Raw genomic sequence first — 16,666 nt, 5'->3', positions numbered from 1 at the left:
CAAGTAGATAAATCCTATTACGCTTTAGACTCTTTAAAGGAAAATGACGCTCGTTATATGATTTATCAATTTTCCCCTTCTGCCTAACATCTAACATGGGGCAAATCCGCGAATATGACTAAATTGTTTATTACCCTGCTTTTATTCTTTATCACCGCCATTGCCGAGATTGTCAGTTGTTATCTTGGCTATCTGATGCTCAAACAGCACAAACCGCTTTGGCTCATTGTGCCTATGACCATCACGCTCGCCCTGTTCGTATGGTTATTGACCCTTCATCCCACCGCAACAGGGCGAGTGTATGCCGCATATGGTGGCATCTATATCGCGACGGCTTTGGTATGGCTGAAATTTGTCGATGGCGTTTCTCTGACACATTGGGACAGCATTGGCGGTTTGGTAATATTGTTGGGTGCAAGTATTATCATCCTTCAGCCCAAAAGTTTGTTATAAATTCCTCCAATCAACAAATTTGCTAATTTCAGTGAACTAATGTAAACTGAAAATTTTAGCCTAGTATCTTAATTTTACTATCTCAAAGAGTATATTCATGGATATCAACCAAACGCCAGTAGACCCTAGCCAATTTGGGTCTAACGTGCCACGCCGTCATGACCCTAAAATTGCCAAACTTGCTAAAAAATACTTACAAATAACAGGTTGGCAAGTGGTCGGTGACGTACCTGATGTCAAACAACTGGTGATGCTCGCTGCCCCCCACACCTCCAATGAAGATGGCTGGAATGCGGTCATGGGCATTTTATCGGTTGGCATTGATTTTAAATTGATGGGTAAAAAAGAGCTGTTTCGTCTCCCCCTCATCGGGTCTTTCTTAAAATGGGGTGGGATGATTTCAATTGACCGTCAGAAAAAAGGTTCAACTTTGCAGGCCGCCATTGAGCAATTTAACCAACAAGAGCAGCTTTGGTTAGGGTTGGCACCTGAAGGGACACGCAGTTATACCGAAAAATGGAAAACAGGGTTTTATCATATTGCCGTAGGGGCGGGCGTACCGATTTTACCGATTGCGATGGACTATAAGACCAAACAAATGCGCTTTATGCCCTTGTTTTACCCAACGGGCGACTATGACGCCGATTTACCGAAAATTTTAGAAAACTATCGTGGCGTTTTGGGTAAGCATTTTGAAAAAATGTCACAGCCGTTACAAGATTTGCATGGCTAACTGTCTTAGCTACCCCATAAATTTCTTATGCTGTTTCTACGATGAGCTACTTTTAGTTAAGGTAGCTTTATATTAAGGGCTTAACAAGTCTGCTATCGCATTCATCCCGTTCATCATTAGCGGGCTGAAAGGATAAAAGAAGGGTAAAAATGCGCCATGAAACTCTTTTTGCTGCCGATATTGTCAACAAAAGGGTATAAATCTAAAGACCGTTTTGCTATCGCCCCTATTTGCCCACAAAAAAACCTAAACCTGACGATGTCATAGGTTTTACAAACTATTTCTGCTATGATAGATACAATTTTGAGACGATTTTTTAGTAATTATTAGACCTTAATTGGACATATCAGATAGGAAATTTTATGAGCAATAATACAGTTCCCGTATTGGCAGCAGTTGTGTTAGGTGCTTTGGCATTATCACCCGTTTTTATCAAAAGTTTTGGCAACGACCCACAAGTAGCCGCCATCGGTAGCCGTCAATTGGCGGGTAATTCAGCCGCTATTAATGCCCAAAGCAGTGAAGTGGCAAAGGTAGGTTATAGCCTAGGTTATATGATGGGTCAAAACGTCAAAAAAGACGCCAAAGACCTCAATCCTGCTGATATCAATCAAGGCATCAATGACGGTTTTAATGGTAAAGAAGCGACCATGACCCGTGAAGAAATGATTAAAGCGGTACAAACCTATGAGCAAACCCAAATGCAAAAACGCCTACAAGACAACCAAGCCAAAGGCGAGGCTTTCCTAGCGCAAAACGCTAAAAAAGCAGGGGTCAAAACTACTGCGTCTGGCTTGCAGTATGAAGTGCTCAAAGAAGGTACCGGCGCGCAGCCAAAAGCCACAGATATCGTAGCGGTACAATATGAAGGTAAATTGCTAGACGGTAAAGTGTTTGATAGCACCGCACAGCATGGCGGTCAACCTGCTGTATTCCCGCTTAACCAAGTTATCCCGGGTTGGACTGAAGGCTTACAATTGATGAAAGAAGGCGGCAAATATCGCTTCTACATTCCATCAAAACTTGCTTACGGTGAGCAAGGTGCCCCTCAAGGTGGGATTGAGCCAAATAGTGTACTCATCTTTGATGTTGATTTGCTAAAAGTCAATCCACCGGCTGATGCCGCACAGCCTGCCGCAGCAGATATCCAAGCCCAACTACAACAACAAATTGAAGCCATGCAGTCAGCTTCTCAACCTGCCCAATAGGTTGGGTTGGCGTCAGATAGGTGATCTCAATCAGCTGGGCAAGCGCAACTATCGAATTCGCTCGCCCTACTCATCGACACGATGGCAAAGGAACATCCCAATGATTTTAGGATATAAAAAAGTAAGTTTAGTGACTGGCATCGCTACTGGCATGCTGTTAGCGGTTACGTCAATCAGTGCAAATGCCGCACCCGCCAGCACGGGCACAAACAAAGTTGCGTCCTCTGTTTATGTACCAAAATCCACAGTGACGGCAACTAGCCCAGCATTGGCACAAGTCGGCTATAGTTTTGGCTATCTGATGGGTGAGAGCAACAAAGACAGTATTGATGACTTAAATCTTGATGCGTTTTTTCAGGGATTTCGAGATGCATACTCAGCGCAGTCGCCCAATCTTGACAAAAAACAAATGCAAAAAGTATTGCTAGACTATCAAAAAAACAAAGAAATTGCCTATGCCAAAGAAGTACAAGCGTTAGCAGCTAGTAATGCAGCAAAAGGCAAACAGTTCTTGCTAGAAAACGGCAAAAAATCAGGCGTGAAGACTACCGCGTCGGGTCTACAATACCAAGTGCTAACACAAGGGAGAGGCAAATCGCCTAAAGCGACGGACAAAGTCAAAGTCCACTACGAAGGTCGCTTGATTGACGGTACCATTTTTGACAGCTCTTATAAACGTGGCGAACCTGTGACTTTCCCACTCAACCAAGTGATTAAAGGTTGGACAGAAGGGTTACAGTTGATGAAAGAAGGGGGTAAATACCGTTTGTTTGTCCCCGCTAATTTGGGGTATGGCGAAGCAGGCAATGCCGATATCGAACCCAATAGCGTGTTGATTTTTGATATTGAGCTGTTACAAGTCAACCCACCTGTGACTCAACCCGTCAAACTTTAAGTTTTCTCCAGTTGGCTATAAAAAAACGCTCATATTCCTATTGAGCGTTTTTTATATGCTGGCTTGAAAATCGTACCTTTAAAGCAGCTTTTTTAATACTTTAGAGTTGCGAGTATTGTCATAAAACGCATAGCGGTCAGCCGGTAGCGATTCAGCAGGGACTTCCATAAACCCATGCTCGACAAACCAATGTGCGGTGCGAGTAGTCAAGACATAGAGTTCATGGATGCCACGGCTACGCGCTTGTTGCTCTAAGAATGCTATCAAATCTGCGCCACGGCTACCATTACGATAATCGGGATGGACAGCCACACAAGCCACTTCCGCGGTTTGGTCGTTGAGTGGGTATAAAGCTGCGCAGCCTAATACCATACCATCACGCTCAATCACGCTAAAGTTTTCGATATCGCTCTCTAAACGCTCACGTGAACGACGGACCAAAATACCTTGTTCTTCGAGTGGCTCTAGTAACTCAATTAAACCTACCACATCGTCGATGTCGGCACGGCGAATTTCTTCATACGGGTCATGGGAGATTAGCGTCCCTGAACCATCACGGGTAAATAACTCTTCAAGCAGTGCACCATCTTTGGCATAGGAGATAATATGGGTGCGGTGAATACCATATTGACAAGCATCGCTGGCCGCCCGTAAGAAACGCGCGATTTCTGAGCTTTCAGGAACATCACGTAAGAAGCGTGTCACCTCATGCGGAATCATTTCTTTAAGCAGGTGAGTGCCATCTTTATAGATACCTGTTTGCTCACCCAAGAAAATTAATTTATCCGCTTTTAGGCTAATCGCCGCTTGTAGCGCCACATCTTCAGCCAATAGGTTAAATACTTCGCCTGTTGCAGAATAGCCCATACTACCCAAAATCACCACATGATCATGGATTAAATTGTTGTGGATGGCTTCGGCATCAATCGCGCGTACTTCCCCAGTAAATTGATAATCGATGCCATTACGGATACCGTAAGGACGGGCGGTGACGAAGTTGCCTGAGATGGCATCAATACGAGAGCCATACATCGGCGAGTTAGCAAGTCCCATCGATAGCTGCGCTTCAATTTGCAGGCGAATTGAGCCAACGGCTTTTAGGATGTACGGCATGGCTTCTTTTGTGGTGATGCGCACATCATCTGCCATCGGTGTTTCGATATGATTCTCGGCAAGATTGGCATCAATTTGCGGACGCGCACCGTGGACGAGTACGAGCTTAATGCCAAGACTATGCAGCAGCGCAAAATCATGAATCAAATGGCTAAAATTGTCGTGATTGACCGCTTCGCCATTGAACATAATGACAAAGGTCTTGCCACGATGAGTATTGATATAGGGCGCAAAGTTACGAAACCATAATACATAAGGCGGGGTAACATAAGCAGGGGTTGTGGCAGCGGCATTTTGTTGGGCAGTATTGGGTAAATCAATCATAGCGTGATAGGCAAGTATAGGGTCATTATCAGTCATCGTTTCGCCATCGGCAAGCGGTGCATTGCCCTGGGTAAAACTTGCTGAAGTGTCGGTTAAAGTTGGCATGATAACAGTAGACATGATAAAAAAAGTAGACGTACAAATAGCGCACGATAAAGTTTTTGTCTCTTTTAATTAAACATACATGTAAGTTTAACAGCGTGATTGCGCGCATCGCTCAGAGACTAACGATAAGGCTATCAATAAACCTTACAAAATACAATAGCTAATCTTACTGATTTTGGCTGCGCTGTTTGTATTTAGTAAATTCATCCCGCAACTTTCAACTTGCTAGTGAGTTAAATTGTAAAGTTTGTTATGCTAATCTATAGTCGAGCCTTAACCTATTTGACCATCCAATCAGCGGTGTATGCCAACCTGCCAAAAAAAGAGAATACGCTAACACCTGCTGACACAACAATTTTGAACATTTAAAAATCATGATTTAATGGAGAATATTCATGCAAAAGCTTTCAGTATTCGCGCTAATGACCGCCTCACTTGGGGCATCAGCCGCCGCAATGGCTGTGCTACCAACGGTGGCATTAGACCCTGTTGATAATAGTCAAGCAGCACCTATCTCAGCCCCCGCTGCTGGTCAAGTTCAAACCCGCATTTTAGCCTCTGTTGTTGGTCAGGATCCACAAGGTCAAGAAGTGTTAAGCCCCATCAATGCACAAACGCGCCTTGCACCAGGCAACGTCGTAGAATATCGCGGCTACTTAACCAATAACAGCCCTGACCGAATCCGCAACATGAAAGTGACCATGAATATTCCAGCCAATATGGAATTAGTGAGCACGAGCGATGTAGAGCCAACCCGTGCGTTTGGTAGTATGGACGGTGCCAATTTTCAATATATGCCACTAAAAACCAACATGAATGGCGTGCTACAGAACTTACCGATGGCTTACTATAAAGCCATACAGTGGGATGTACCAGGTTTGGGTCTTAATGAAGTAGCGATGGTGAAATATCGTTTAAAAGTAAAATAATAAGCGCTCAATGCCTAGAAGGGCTCAACGGATAAAACCGCTCAATGATTGAGCGGTTTTTTTAGTTAAAATTTTTGAAACTTGCCGATTTTTTGCTCAATATCGCTGAGCTTTGCTAAGGTTGCGACTTCCCCTGCTTTTATCGTCGCCTCTCTGGCTACGGTATTGGTCGTGCCAATATCACCAACGGCCGGGCGTATCACCACGTCCGCTAATTTAATTTCAGCAGCGTTTGCTTGATTGGGGATGACGGCAAATGTCTTATCCAGTAGCGCCCAAAAATCCTGCGGATGACTGTTTTTTGGCGGGCTTGAGACATCTACCGCGATGATAATATCTGCGCCCATCTGTTTGGCAGTTTGCACAGGCACAAGGCTTGTCAGACCGCCATCGCCATAGCGTTTATTGTTGATACGTGGCGGTACAAAAACGCCATACACGCTACTGGACGCACGCACCGCAAGACCGGTATTGCCTTTATCAAAGACGGCTTTTTGCTTGGTGGTTAAATCGGTGGCGACAGTGGCAAAACGGATGGGGAGTTTTTCAATCGGTTTATTATCGACTTGGGTATTGACCCAGTTTTGTAATTTGATACCTTCGATAAAGCCTTGTTTGCTCCAGCTATAATCGAGCAATTCATTATTGCTAACATGGGTTGCGATGTCTTCAAGTTCGCTAGCGGACTTGCCACTGGCATATAAACTACCGACTAGACTGCCGCTACTGGTACCGACGATTAAGTCGGGGGTGATGCCATTTTTTTCCAGTACCTTGATGACGCCGACATGAGCAAAACCTTTGGCACCGCCACCGCCTAATACAAGGGCGATTTTGGGTTTTATTGATGGTTTAGCAGATGGTTTTATAGGTTGGGTGGGTATCACTGGCGTTTGGGTGCAGGCGGTAACCGTAAAACAAATGCTAGTAGTTATCAGGGCAAAAAAAGAAAGCGGTTTCATAGCAAGCCTAAGTACGTAGAGCAATCATAATGACACTGGGTTGTCTTTTAACTTTTAAAATGGCAATATTTTCTGCCAATTGGGTAAAATTTTTAACCCCAAATTGAGTGGGGTTATAGCCTTTACTCTTAAGCTCGCTGCCAAACTGTCCCATATGTAGCCAACCTTGGTTTTTAGTCAATAATTTTTTGATTATGGGTTTGGCGAAAATCTCATAAATATCATCGAGCAATTTTTGCTCTTGAGTTAGCGTGGTCGCATCGGTTGGTAGATTTTTTATCTTATTTTGACTCGGTTTTTGTCGAATCATTAACAGATTGTTTTGCATTTGGGTTTCAAATAAATCTATCTGATTAAACAAGCTGCGCCACTTACTATAACCGTAATTTTTGGGCGAAATTTTCGGGTAATCGCTATTTAAATAACTGACAACGTTGGAAAAATTTGACCAACCATTATTTTGTCGATGATGTTGGATACTTTGCCGACAGGCATTTAATAAAGCTGTGTCTTGTTTTAGTTGCTGCGGCATTACGCGAGCGATAGGCGGCTCAGATGGGCTTTCATTCATAGCCAGCTTTTGAGTAAAAGATGTATCAGTTAATTGTTGACTTGGGGTTGGTTTGGTCGCGCTATTGCTTGGCTCTGGCGGTATCGTATCATCCATTACAAAATAATCATCGCAAGCGACTTTAAACGACTCTACAGTAGTCGATTTGCCAAAGCCAAAAACTTTCTTGCCTTTAGTACGTAAGTTTTTGGCTAATATGCTAAAGTCACTGTCTGATGAGACAATACAAAAACAGTCGTAATCAAGATAAGATAAGTCAACGGCATCAATAGCTAAGGCGATATCAGTCGCATTTTTACCTTTAACATAGGCGGGAATATGCACTTGTTCAAGTAATAACTTTAGTGATATATCATCCCAAGTTGTTAGTTTGCCTTGTTTAAAGTCGCCATAAATTCGCTTGCAGGCGATTGTGCCAAGGGTACTGACCTTAGCTAGAATACTTTCAATATTTTTTGCATTGATATTATCGCCATCAATCAAAACAGCAATATTATTAAATGATAAATTTGTTGAGTTCATCGGTTATAAAGCGTAAATTGTGTCGCTATGTATTCTAACTTAATTTGGTGTTTTTTCATGCTATTTTTATTATAGGCGGATAAGCTAACTTTATAATATGACGCTAAAACCTGACATCTTTAACCTCCCTGTTACTGCGCTCGCTGGCGTGGGTAGCAAAATCGCTGAACAGCTTGACCAACTTGGTATTGAGCGCGTGTTTGATTTGTTGCTACATTTGCCGCGTGATTATGAGGATCGCAGCCGACTGGTCAACATGTGTGATGTCGTCGATGGACAATCGGCATTGCTACAAGGCACCGTTGTCCGCGTCGACAACAAAAAGATGGGCCTGAGCGTGACATTGCAAGATAGGACAGCACAAACAACATTACGCTTTTTCAAAGTCTATCATGGATTGACCGAAACCATGGCAGTGGGCAATACCTTGCGTGTATTTGGCGAAATCAGTATCAGTAAGTATGGCACCCAAATCAGCCACCCTGAATATGAAATTATTACTGGACATCAACCCCTGACCAATACAGGGCTGATACCTGTTTATCCAACGGTCAAAAACTTGCATCAAAATAAACTGCGTAGCTTGATTCGACTTGCGCTGCAAACGGTTAAACAAGCCAATCCTGTGATGGCTACTATCAGTGACACTGAGTGGCAAATCGTACAAAATGCGCTCAGTAAGCAGTTTCCGTTACTGGCAGGTAGCCACAACCCATTTGGGGAATTTAGCTTGCTAGAAGCCATTAGCTTTATCCATCAGCCACCGATTTATACCGATTTGAAAAAGCAAATGTTGGTATTAGAGGCGTTAAAAAACCGCACCCATCCGACGTGTCAGCGGCTCATTATCGAAGAAATGCTCGCGCACCAGCTGAGTCTACTGTATCGCAAACAACAGCTTTATCAGCACAAAGCACCGCGCTGCGATGCCACAAGCGAGCTTGCCAATCGGCTGTTAGCCAATTTACCTTTTACCCCGACCCATGCCCAAAATCGGGTCGTGGCGGAAATCGTCAAAGATTTGTCAACGTCAGTGCCCATGCTGCGACTCGTGCAAGGCGATGTTGGCGCAGGCAAAACCTTGGTAGCAGCTTTGGCGGCGTGCTATGCGCTTGATAGCGGCTGGCAAGTGGCGGTAATGGCACCGACAGAGATTTTGGCGGAGCAACATCTTAATAACTTTAAAAGTTGGTTTGAACCGCTTGGCATCGGTGTGGGTTGGCTGGCGGGCAAACAAACAGCCAAAGCGCGTGAAAAAGCCTTGCAACAAGTACAAGACAACGAGGTGCAAATCGTGGTCGGTACGCATGCGCTATTTCAAGAGCATGTCAATTTTGCCAAGTTGGGCTTGGTGATTATCGATGAGCAGCACCGTTTTGGGGTGGAGCAGCGAATGGCGCTAGTAGATAAAGGCTTGGCGCATACCACACCGCATCAACTGATTATGACAGCCACACCCATACCGCGTACCCTTGCGATGAGTGCATTTGGTGATATGGATACGTCCATCATTGATGAACTGCCGCCCAACCGCACCCCCATCACCACTGTCACCATAAGCCGTGACCGACGCGATGAAGTGATTGAACGTATCGCTGCCAACTGCGAGCAAGGCAAACAAGCTTACTGGGTGTGCCCACTGGTCGAAGAGTCTACCGTGCTTGATGCGCAAGCCGCTGAAGCGACCTATGCTGATTTGAATGACAGGCTCAATCTCAACATTGGCTTGGTGCATGGCAAAATGAAACCGAATGACAAACAAGCGGTCATGGCGGATTTTAAAGCGGGTAAAACCGCTTTGTTGGTGGCTACCACCGTGATTGAAGTCGGGGTCGATGTGCCCAATGCTTCGCTGATGGTGATTGAAAATGCTGAGCGATTAGGGTTATCGCAATTGCACCAGCTACGCGGACGCGTGGGGCGTGGCACCCAAAAAAGCTTTTGCGTATTGCTATATCAAACACCATTGTCAGAAACGGGTATCGAGCGCCTCAATGTGCTACGAGATAGCAATGATGGCTTTGTGATTGCGCAAAAAGATTTGGAACTGCGCGGTGCAGGGGAGCTTTTGGGTAAACGGCAGACAGGGTTTGATAGCTACTATGTCAGTGACCTAGCGAGAGATGAAAGCTTGCTAATCGTGGCGCAAGCGATTGCTAAGTACCTAATTGCTGATGAAAATCGCAAATCACAAGTGCAGCAGTATATCAGCCATTGGACACCCGATGCCATCAAATACATTAACGCATGAAAGCCCATAGTAGAGGCTTAAATTCTGATAAAGCGTTGTTTTTACGGATAAAGCGCCTATTCACATCCGCAATTTTTTGTTATTTTATGCCATATGACTGATGGATGAATGTACACTTGCATGGCTATTGGTTTTAGTTGATTTTTTATACATGGGGCAATATCACGGTTATTAATTTAGAATTATCAATATTTTAAGGATATATGTTATGCCACAAACCAAATATGATGTACCTATCGCAGACAAAGCGCATGCGGATGAAATCATCAAAAAAACCGAAGACATCAAAGGGGTCAAGTTTGTCAATGTTAACCCTAATGGCACCATCGTTGTGACCCATGGTGACGATTTTGATGAAGCGGCATTCAAAACGGCCGTGGGTATCTAGCTACTAGTCTTGATAAGCGACTAGGTTTTATGCCTAGTTTTATTGCCTGAATGTTTTATTACATAAATTTTTGACTGCACAAAAGCTGACTTCGGTCAGCTTTTTTATTGGCTAAAATTTGCCGTAAATTGTTCATTCAATCGTCATACGGTTGTCACCTTAGTCAGCTAATGTTTCCTAGCGATAGCGTATCTTTTTATTACAATTTGACTTATCACAATTTGACTTTTCATATTGTGGCTTTGCCTAACCTTGAGGAAATCCCATGACTGACCAACCCGCTGAGCAAAATTCTCCTATCCACAATTTGCTTAAAGACACCCAGCCATCAACCCCAGCTATCAACCGTCGTCGTTTTTTACAATCTACCTCGCTTGCGACTGCCGCAGGTGCATCGATGATGCTGATGGGCTGTAATAATGACAATGATGATAATGATAACACAGCGCAGGTTAGTTTTTTACATGGCGTAGCCAGTGGTGACCCGCTTGCTGACAAAGTGATTTTATGGACTCGGGTGACACCGGTGAGCAGTGGCAGCAGCCTTGATGTCGAGTGGCAAATTGCCAGTGATAATACGTTTAACACCATCATCCATAAAGGCACGAGCAAAACAAACGGTGGGCAAGATTATACGGTCAAAGTGGATGCCACGGGTTTACAGCCGAATACGTCTTACTTCTATCGATTTATATGTGGTGGTGTCACCAGTCCGATTGGCAAAACCAAAACCCTACCTGTCACGAATGTCAATCAAGTAAAACTTGCGGTGGTGAGCTGTTCAAACTATCCTGCAGGCTATTTTCACGCGTATGCCGATATTGCCAAGCGTAGCGATGTCGATGTGCTGCTGCACTTAGGTGATTATATCTATGAATATGGTCGTCATACCATCGATGACCAAGGTAAAACGGTGCCTGCCTATGCTTCAAGCCAGGCCGCACAGCTCAATCGTGAAGTCATTCCAATGGAAGAATTGCTCACCATTACTGGCTATCGCTTGCGCTATGCCCAATATCGTACCGATAAAGATTTGCAAGCTGTACATGCCGCCATGCCAATGATTGCGGTATGGGACGACCATGAGATTAGTAATGACACCTTCAAAGAAGGTGCCGAAAATCACCAATCTAATGAAGGCGACTGGAATCAGCGCAAAATGGACGCCATGAAAGCCTATCATGAATGGATGCCCACGCGTAATAGTGTGATGACGCAAATTTATCGTAGTTTTGATTTTGGTAATTTACTCAGTCTGCATATGCTAGACACCCGTGTTATTGCCCGGGACAAACAGCTAGATTACAATAATTTTTTAATTAAAGACGCCAATGGTCAGCTCACTTTAGATAGCGCAAAATTCACCGCAGCAATGCAAGATACCAGCCGCCAATTGATTGGTTTGCCACAACAAAACTGGCTAGCAGGTCAATTGCAAGCGTCAAAGTCCACTTGGCAAATTCTGGGTCAGCAAGTGGTGATGGGGCAGATGTTTATTCCTGCCCCCGTACTGCTCAACTTTATGAACCCTGCTTTGGGCGTAGATGCCGTCACTTACATGACCCTAATGCAAAAAGCGCAGACCGCGCCAACTACCTTGACGCCGCAAGAGCAGAGTGTGGTACAACAGTTGCAGCAAGCCCCATTCATCCCTTATAACCTAGATGCGTGGGATGGTTACGCGGTGGCACGCGAGATGATTTATGGTATTGCCAACGCTATGCAAAAAAACTTAGTGGTATTGGCAGGCGATACCCATAACGCTTGGGCAAATAATCTAGTCAATGTCAAAGGCGAACCCGTTGGGGTGGAGTTTGCGGTACAATCAGTGACGTCGCCAGGTTTTGAAGAATACTTAGCAACAGTTGACCCAAAACAGTTAGCACTGGGGCTACCCATGCTAGTCAAAGGTGGTACGTTAAAATGGTGCGACACTTCTCAGCGCGGTTATATGATTGTGATAGTCACCCCTGAGCAATGCACCAGCGACTGGGTGTTTGTCAGCGATATCACCAAGCCCACCTATACAAGCAGTGTTGGTAAAACCATGCGTGTCAAAGTGGGTGAGCCTTTTTTAGTTTAGACAGCTTTGACAAAACCCAATAAAAAAGCCGCTAACTTAGCGGCTTTTTTTGATACATCATTACATATTTGGGTAGTTTGGACCACCACCGCCTTCTGGCGTGACCCACGTGATGTTTTGTGAGGGGTCTTTGATATCACAAGTTTTACAGTGCACACAGTTTTGTGAGTTGATTACAAATTTTGCGCCGCTGTCACTTTGCACCACTTCATATACCCCTGCTGGGCAGTAACGCTGTGCGGGCTCAGCAAAGATTTTGAGGTTACGCTTAATTGGCACCTCTGGATCGGTTAATTTTAGGTGAGAAGGTTGATCTTCAGCGTGGTTGGTATTGGAGATAAATACGGAAGATAATTTATCAAAGGTCAGCTTACCATCGGGCTTTGGATACTCAGGGATATAAGCGTGGTCTGCGCGCTCAAGCACATCGTAGTCTGGCATTCTGTCACGAATAGTCAGAGGCATTTTACCCTTAAATATATTTTGCTCTAGGAAGTTGAAGGCACCGCCCATCCAGATACCCATGCGGTGCATCGCATTTGCGAAGTTACGCGCTTGGTACATGTCGTTGTAGAGCCATGATGCTTTGAATTTTTGCTCATAGGTTGGCACTTCGTCATGTTGACGACCAGCCGCAATCGCTTCATACACGGCTTCAGCGGCTAACATACCTGATTTGATAGCGGTATGAGTACCTTTGATTTTTGCTGGGTTTAGGAAACCTGCATCGTCACCCACTAATACACCACCGGCAAAATATAGTTTTGGTAATGAGTTTAAACCGCCTTTGGTCAAGGCACGCGCACCGTAAGATAAGCGTTTACCGCCTTCTAAAATATTGCGAATGAGCGGGTGGGTTTTTAAGCGTTGTAACTCATCAAATGGCGATAGGTAAGGGTTGTGATAAGACAAGTCAATCACCATACCAAATGACACTTGGTTATTTTCATCGAAGTATAACCACCAACCACCGTTACTATGCGTCTCGCTAAGTGGCCAACCTGAACCGTGCAGCACCATGCCTTCTTGGTGTTTGGCAGGGTCAATTTCCCAAAGCTCTTTTAAGCCAATACCGTAATGCTGTGGGTCTTTGCCTTCTGATAGGTTAAAACGGCTGATTAAGCGTTTACCTAAGTGACCACGGCAACCTTCAGCAAAAATAGTGTATTTTGCCAGTAGCTCATAGCCTGGCTCATAGCCTGATTTTGGTTGACCTTCGGCATTGACGCCCATGTCACCCGTCAATACGCCACGAACAGAACCATCTTCGTTGTAGAGAATTTCAGCAGCAGAAAAACCTGGGAACATCATCACTTCAAGCTCTTCGGCTTGGGTGGCTAACCAACGTACAAGGTTACCTAATGAGATAATGTAGTTGCCGTGGTTGTGCATCAAACTTGGGACGATTTTTTCTGGCAATTCGCGGTATTTGGTCTCATTTTTGAGCATATAGACGCGGTCACCTTTGGTTTGCACGCGAACGGGCGCACCTTTTTCTTTCCAATCAGGAATCAGTTCAGTCAGTGCATTAGGCTCCATGACCGCACCTGATAAGATATGGGCACCAAATTCTGACCCTTTCTCAACGATACACACGCTAAAATCAGGATTGCCAGCAGCAATGGCAAGTTGACGTAGACGAATTGCCGCAGATAGACCTGAAGGTCCGCCACCCACGATAACTACGTCAAACTCCATTTGCTCGCGTTCGATGTCTTGCATACAAACTCCTTAGAAAAATAAAATTCAGTGATGACAACTTACTTAACCTTGCGCGCATTGTTTAACCCAATGCGGTTCTTCAGCTTATATCTGACAGCCTATCATAAGTCGTATCACGATGATTTTTACAAGGCTAGTGATTGGGAAGGTTAGCCTTTGATTATCAGTTCATCAAATAATTGCTGGCGCAGGCTGGCAATGTTATCAATGGCTTTCTTGATTTTAACATATAATGAATCGTTATATGAATTCAGAAAAAATACTACTTAGTATAATAGATTAACTGTTTAACTACCTAATATTTTTGTAGGAGAAAATGACTGCCGGGCTTAATTTATCGCATCCAATCTGACTTGTCTTATGCTATCTGTCACCTTTATATACAATAAATCGACACAGGTACTAACAGCGACTATTTGAAACCCAGCGTTGAATTGACTACTATGTACCACAAAGTGATGTCAACACAGCGCATCATGGCATTTATAAAACCATACAATACTCTAAATCCTAATCTAAATAAAAACTACCATAATACGAGCCAGAAAATGACTAATAATGATACTGTAGCGTCTAAACCCAGTTTTGATACTAGCTTTGATATAGGCGAGCTAAGCCAACAAATCGAGCAATCGGTTACTTCGCAAGCAGTAGCAACCGCAAATCATCCGACGCGCCAAATTCCACCGCTTGAAAAATGGCAACCCAAAATCAGCGGTACGATGGATGTGGTGGTCAAAGCCAATGGCGAGTGGTGGCATGAAGGCAGTCAAATCACCCGGCAGCTACTCATTGATCTGTTTGCCAAAGTGTTATGGTCAGAGGTTGATGACAACCACCACGTTGAGTATTTTTTAAAAACCCCTGTTGAGAAATGGCAAATTCAAGTAGAAGACGCGCCACTGCTAGTCAATCAAGTGGACGTCATTACCAAGCAATTTGGTGACACTAGCAAACCGGTGTTGCAGTTCACCACCACGCAAGGCGATGTGGTGATTGCTGACGAGCAGCATCCGATCCGTTTGGGTCTGCCATTTACCCATGCTAGCCCGCATGATGTTGGCTTACAGCAAAAACAAGCCAGCCAGCCTTATCTGTTGGTGCGGCAAAATGGTGACTCAGCGCTATACGGACTCATTCATCGCAATGTGTTTTACCATTTGATTGAACTGGGTGAGTTGGTAGAGGGTGAAGAGGGTACGTCATTGATTTTGCACAGTGGTGATAGCATTTTTACCTTGACCATGAGCGCATAAGTCTCAGCGTTAAGCAAACTGTTGATAAGTTTTGAGCAAGTAAAGTGACGAATGGGCTGTCAAATTCGGCCCCGCATTTTTTTGTAGTGAGCGTCTAAAAATTGGTATAAGATAGTGGTCTGTTTTATGGGTAGGCGATTATTTTGCGGTTTAAAATAGCAACACCCTGCGAGTTGGACTGATTAGGCTATGGTAGATTTGGCAAGCGCGCCGATAGGCGTATTTGATTCTGGGTTGGGCGGATTGTCGGTATTGACCCATTTGCAGCGGCGCTTGCCATTTGAACGTTATATCTATCTTGCCGATACCCTGCACGTACCGTATGGCTCACGCAGTGAAGCAGAGATTCGTGAGCTTACCTTGCAGGCCGTGGCATGGCTACATTCGCAAGGCTGTAAACTTATTGTGATAGCTTGCAATAGTGCCTCTGCGCATGGATTACAGGCGGCAAGGCGGCAGTATCCTCAAGTACCGATTGTCGGTTTAGTCCCCGCATTAAAACCTGCGGTGATGCAGTCGACGACCAAGCAAGTCGCGGTGTTGGCAACCCCAGCGACCTTGCACGGGTATTTACTCAATGAAGTTATTGAACAAGTCGCCAAACCGCAGCAAGTGACTGTCCACAAATATAGCTTTAGCAGCTTAGTGCCTTGGGTAGAATTGGGTATGCCAAGCCATCACCCAGCCGTGACTGATTTAGATCACTTGCTAGGTGAGTTACAGGCTAAAAAGGTAGACCAACTGGTACTGGGCTGTACCCATTTTCCTTTTTTTAAAGCCTATTTGGCACAGCGTATCGATGAGCTTATAACCCATCAAGCTATGGGGCAAGTGGCATTGATTGATTCGGGGGATGCCATTGCCAAACGCGTGCATGATTTGCTTGAGCAAGCCAATCAGCTTGCCTCTCATAAAGAGCGACCACGGTTACAGTTTTATGCCACTGCCAACTTGCCCACTACTGAGCAGGCGGCAACGCGTTTGTTGCAGCGATTTTTGCCAGAGTTGGGGATTGATTTTTTTACCTTGTGTGTGACTCAACATGGTGCAGTGTATTGAGCTTGTTGATTAGTCAGCATGGCTTTTTACCCTTTTAGTTTTTAACGATTTAGCTTTTAACGATTGAGCTTTTAATCCTTTACCTTTTTAAT

14 protein-coding genes are annotated in these 16,666 nt (G+C 44.5%); 10 read left to right on the top strand and 4 right to left on the bottom strand.

Going from position 1 to position 16,666, the window contains the following annotated elements; genetic code table 11:
• Nucleotides 1-114 precede the first annotated feature (114 nt).
• From RT422_RS08065 to RT422_RS08050, 4 genes are all read left to right on the top strand, one after another.
• On the top strand, nucleotides 115-453 hold the full coding sequence (locus RT422_RS08065) for a YnfA family protein (protein ID WP_282842135.1): 339 nt from the start codon (nucleotides 115-117) through the stop codon (nucleotides 451-453).
• 97 nt (nucleotides 454-550) lie between these two features.
• Nucleotides 551-1,186 (top strand): lysophospholipid acyltransferase family protein, encoded by a 636-nt coding sequence (locus RT422_RS08060; RefSeq protein WP_284034957.1) that lies wholly within the window; start codon nucleotides 551-553, stop codon nucleotides 1,184-1,186.
• A 362-nt stretch (nucleotides 1,187-1,548) separates the two neighbouring features.
• Nucleotides 1,549-2,394, top strand: coding sequence for an FKBP-type peptidyl-prolyl cis-trans isomerase (locus tag RT422_RS08055; protein WP_284034956.1), 846 nt, complete (start codon nucleotides 1,549-1,551; stop codon nucleotides 2,392-2,394).
• A gap of 100 nt (nucleotides 2,395-2,494) precedes the next feature.
• Nucleotides 2,495-3,289, top strand: a complete 795-nt coding sequence (locus RT422_RS08050; RefSeq protein ID WP_135889361.1) for an FKBP-type peptidyl-prolyl cis-trans isomerase — start codon at nucleotides 2,495-2,497, stop codon at nucleotides 3,287-3,289.
• A 78-nt stretch (nucleotides 3,290-3,367) separates the two neighbouring features.
• Here RT422_RS08050 and argA read toward each other — a convergent pair whose 3' ends face one another.
• Nucleotides 3,368-4,726: an amino-acid N-acetyltransferase gene (gene argA, locus RT422_RS08045; RefSeq protein ID WP_284034987.1), complete on the bottom strand. Its 1,359-nt coding sequence runs from the start codon at nucleotides 4,724-4,726 to the stop codon at nucleotides 3,368-3,370.
• A 500-nt stretch (nucleotides 4,727-5,226) separates the two neighbouring features.
• Between argA and RT422_RS08040 the strand changes: the two genes are divergently transcribed.
• Nucleotides 5,227-5,760 carry a hypothetical protein gene (locus tag RT422_RS08040; RefSeq protein ID WP_284034955.1) on the top strand — a complete coding sequence of 178 codons (534 nt, stop codon included), beginning with the start codon at nucleotides 5,227-5,229 and terminating at the stop codon, nucleotides 5,758-5,760.
• Nucleotides 5,761-5,825: 65 nt separating this feature from the next.
• On the opposite strand, the gene RT422_RS08035 is transcribed toward RT422_RS08040, so the two are convergent.
• Together RT422_RS08035 and RT422_RS08030 are read right to left on the bottom strand one after the other, a co-directional pair.
• Nucleotides 5,826-6,722, bottom strand: coding sequence for a patatin-like phospholipase family protein (locus tag RT422_RS08035; RefSeq protein ID WP_309596474.1), 897 nt, complete (start codon nucleotides 6,720-6,722; stop codon nucleotides 5,826-5,828).
• Between the two features lie 7 nt (nucleotides 6,723-6,729).
• Nucleotides 6,730-7,815, bottom strand: a complete 1,086-nt coding sequence (locus RT422_RS08030) for an NYN domain-containing protein (protein WP_313421941.1) — start codon at nucleotides 7,813-7,815, stop codon at nucleotides 6,730-6,732.
• A 97-nt stretch (nucleotides 7,816-7,912) separates the two neighbouring features.
• Here RT422_RS08030 and recG point away from each other — a divergent pair, with 97 nt between their 5' ends.
• The 3 genes from recG (at nucleotide 7,913) to RT422_RS08015 (ending at nucleotide 12,537) form a co-directional block, all read left to right on the top strand.
• A complete protein-coding gene (gene recG, locus RT422_RS08025; protein ID WP_313421940.1) occupies nucleotides 7,913-10,066 on the top strand; it encodes an ATP-dependent DNA helicase RecG in 2,154 nt (717 codons plus the stop codon).
• A 208-nt stretch (nucleotides 10,067-10,274) separates the two neighbouring features.
• Nucleotides 10,275-10,454: a hypothetical protein gene (locus RT422_RS08020; protein WP_282842130.1), complete on the top strand. Its 180-nt coding sequence runs from the start codon at nucleotides 10,275-10,277 to the stop codon at nucleotides 10,452-10,454.
• Nucleotides 10,455-10,719: 265 nt separating this feature from the next.
• Nucleotides 10,720-12,537, top strand: coding sequence for an alkaline phosphatase D family protein (locus RT422_RS08015; protein ID WP_313421939.1), 1,818 nt, complete (start codon nucleotides 10,720-10,722; stop codon nucleotides 12,535-12,537).
• A 60-nt stretch (nucleotides 12,538-12,597) separates the two neighbouring features.
• Here the strand turns inward: RT422_RS08015 and RT422_RS08010 are convergent, their stop codons facing one another.
• The gene (locus tag RT422_RS08010) at nucleotides 12,598-14,259 is read right to left on the bottom strand and encodes an electron transfer flavoprotein-ubiquinone oxidoreductase (RefSeq protein ID WP_313421938.1); all 1,662 of its coding nucleotides are present in this window, start codon (nucleotides 14,257-14,259) and stop codon (nucleotides 12,598-12,600) included.
• Nucleotides 14,260-14,807: 548 nt separating this feature from the next.
• Here RT422_RS08010 and RT422_RS08005 point away from each other — a divergent pair.
• Entirely contained in the window at nucleotides 14,808-15,515 is a 708-nt protein-coding gene (locus tag RT422_RS08005) for a DUF1285 domain-containing protein (protein ID WP_313421936.1), read from the top strand.
• A gap of 189 nt (nucleotides 15,516-15,704) precedes the next feature.
• Complete coding sequence (gene murI, locus RT422_RS08000) at nucleotides 15,705-16,574, top strand: glutamate racemase (protein WP_313421935.1); 870 nt, start codon at nucleotides 15,705-15,707, stop codon at nucleotides 16,572-16,574.
• The last annotated feature ends 92 nt before the right edge of the window (nucleotides 16,575-16,666 follow it).

It is taken from the genome of Moraxella sp. CTOTU49803 (genome assembly GCF_032097965.1).
GTDB classification, from domain to species: Bacteria; Pseudomonadota; Gammaproteobacteria; order Pseudomonadales; family Moraxellaceae; genus Faucicola; species Faucicola tetraodonis.
This window is presented reverse-complemented; position numbering and strand designations above follow the sequence as displayed.